Origin of the sequence: Endozoicomonas sp. ONNA2, from assembly GCF_024606365.1 — a bacterium.
GTDB lineage: Bacteria > Pseudomonadota > Gammaproteobacteria > Pseudomonadales > Endozoicomonadaceae > Endozoicomonas.
The window spans coordinates 1-1,503 of record NZ_JAHHPO010000582.1; the positions used below are offsets into that span (position 1 = coordinate 1).

General features: G+C 44.0%; 2 protein-coding genes. Both read left to right on the forward strand.

Annotation, left to right across the window (positions count from 1 at the left end):
• Nucleotides 1-424, forward strand: a 424-nt coding sequence (locus KDK14_RS10215) for a transposase (protein ID WP_257264998.1), incomplete at its 5' end; no start/stop codon positions are given.
• 3 nt (nt 425-427) lie between these two features.
• Nucleotides 428-1,183, forward strand: coding sequence for a hypothetical protein (locus KDK14_RS10220; protein ID WP_257264999.1), 756 nt, complete (start codon nt 428-430; stop codon nt 1,181-1,183).
• The last annotated feature ends 320 nt before the right edge of the window (nt 1,184-1,503 follow it).

The window sequence follows — 1,503 nt, forward strand, 5'->3', positions numbered from 1 at the left end:
GCAGCAAATGCCGGGGGTTATCCGTGAACGAATTGAGAAGATTTATGACCACTTACTCCAGCGTGCTGTAACAGTCGCCTATATGGAGAAACAACGGCAAGGGCTTGGGCGTAAAAAAATCAAACATACCAAAGCCTACGACCTGTTTAAACGGCTCATTGAGTTCAAAACTGAAACATTGTGCTTGATGTCAGATTTTACAACCCACTTCGACAACAATGGCAGCGAACAAGATGTTCGAATGGCCAAATTAAAGCAGAAAATCTCAGGCTGCTACAGAAATCGGAGCTATTTGTCGTCAGCTAGAAAACAGGGTATGGGTATATACCAGTCTCTATTTAAAGCTGTTCAGAATTACAGTAATATGCCTTTGCTGGGTGCTGAACAATTACGAGGAAACTTACCTTGCAATTTTGAGGATTAAACAGTGCAAAGCCTTATCTCATCATTTAGACACGCAACTTCTATGTCAATCAGCAGCAATGAACTAAGCAGGCTTCAGAGCGATCTGAGTTATACAGGAACCCGGCGAGATCAAGCGGTAGAGAAAATCAACAGCAACAAATTTGGCCGCAGGATAGGAAAAACAAACAATACAGAAAAGCAAAACACTATTCGCACGTTATCTCGTGAGGCCAATACACATAATGTCCCCATGGGTAAACGCTATGTTGCCACTGACACAAAAACTATACTGCGCACCGAAGGACTGACATATTGCACAGGAATAGGACTCCTGGATAAACTCGACCAAAACAGCGGATACTATCAAAACAGAAGCCTGATGCATTTGAATGGAGGAAGCATTGATGAAACCGGTCTTATTCTGGCAGATCCTAATCCCGCCAGTTTAATCAATGAATTTCTTGAACGTTCCACCACAGAAAACCCGGGCAAGGCAATCTTGACTTTTGGAGAAGCAAACAGCAGTGACTATACGAGAGCAATGCTCCTGAGACAAGATATGAATGGTGCACAACCATTAATCAGCCTGCTTTCGGCCCCTGACATTGACTGCCAGATAGTAACCTCACCCCAAGTATCCATTGAACCTGACGGCGCCATATCAATATCTTCTATACCTCAAGCAAGAATCCTGAATGAACGAGAGGTTATAAATCTAAAAAACCTGGCAATGGATGATGATCCAACTTATAAGTCAATATATCCAAAAGTTGGATAGTCGCACGAATGATTTTTTTCAGGGATAAAAAATGATAATCATCACAGTGCGATCACGCAATGTTACAAGCTGTTACACAAGCTGCAAGCTGGGGGTCATATATGGTCCGCCCCGCATTGCAAGGAAAAGTTGTCACAACGGCTTTTAAAGAGTAATGCTTCCATATATCCGGCCTTGGGGTGAGGTCTCAATGCCTCTGGCCCTGATGGAATCCGCTCACTCCCGCCTCATCAGGTCTTCGGCCTCTACGGGCCCTGACCCCGAGCAGGTTCAAGGGAGTGCAGGTCTTACCTTTTATGCCATCATTTGAACTTTATCCA